Here is a 917-nt window from a genome sequence, read left to right as displayed (position 1 = left end):
CTGTCTGAATGTGCATGGTTCGTTACTTCCCCGCTATCGGGGAGGTGCACCGATCCAGCGTGCGATTATTAACGGTGAGACCGTGACGGGTGTGACGCTGATGTATATGGCGGAAGGACTGGATACTGGCGATATGATATCGCGAGTTGAGGTTGCTATAGAGCCGGAGGATACCTCCGGTACGATTTTTGAGAAGTTAAGCGTAGCTGGAGCAAAGCTTTTGCAGGACGAGCTGCCTAAGTTGCTGGCAGGCCAATCAGACCGTACGCCGCAAAATGAGGACGAGGCTACCTATGCCCCTAACCTGAACCGCGACGATGAGCGTATTTCGTGGAGTGACAATGCACAGCAGATATACAACCGGATTCGCGGCCTTGTTCCTTTTTCCGGCGCGTTTACGCTTTGGGAGGGAAATGTTTTTAAAATATGGGCTGCTGAGCAGCCTTTCATAAATAATGAAGTGAGTGGCTCAAATGCCCCAGCACCCGGGACGGTTCTTCAATTGACCGCTCGTGGCATTGAGGTGCAGACAGGCGAAGGAACTCTCTGGCTGACTCAGGTTCAACCGGCTGGCAAAAAGGTTATGGATGCCGGAACCTTTGCACGCGGCGGACAGATGAAGCCAGGCATGGTGCTCGGATGAGCGGGAGTCACTCCCGCCAGGGAGGCCAAGGCAAGGGAGTGGGTGCCAGAACCGGCAAGACTCGCAATCAGACGGCGCGGGAAGTTGCACTTGATGTGTTGACCAGTGTGGAGCAAGAGGGTGCGTATAGCAATCTTGAGCTAAATCGTCGGCTTCAGCAGGCAGGTTTGTCTGCAAGTGATGCTGGTTTGGCGACGGAACTTGTATACGGTACAGTCGCACGCCGAAATACACTAGATTATTTTTTGAATAAATTTGTTCAAAAAGGAACGGC

2 protein-coding genes are annotated in these 917 nt (G+C 52.8%); both read left to right on the top strand.

Features of this window, described 5'->3' with window-relative positions; all coding sequences use genetic code 11:
- Positions 1–643 (top strand): methionyl-tRNA formyltransferase (fmt, locus tag GRP75_RS28135; protein WP_160791020.1); only part of this gene is annotated, 643 nt, incomplete at its 5' end.
- Positions 640–917: transcription antitermination factor NusB (locus GRP75_RS28130; protein ID WP_272917256.1), on the top strand; the 278-nt coding region annotated here is incomplete at its 3' end. The genes fmt and GRP75_RS28130, both read left to right, overlap by 4 nt.

This window comes from Paenibacillus sp. OT2-17, assembly GCF_009827695.1.
GTDB lineage: Bacteria > Bacillota > Bacilli > Paenibacillales > Paenibacillaceae > Paenibacillus > Paenibacillus polymyxa_B.
Note: the sequence above shows the minus strand (reverse complement) of the source record. Positions and strands in the feature narration are given on the sequence as shown.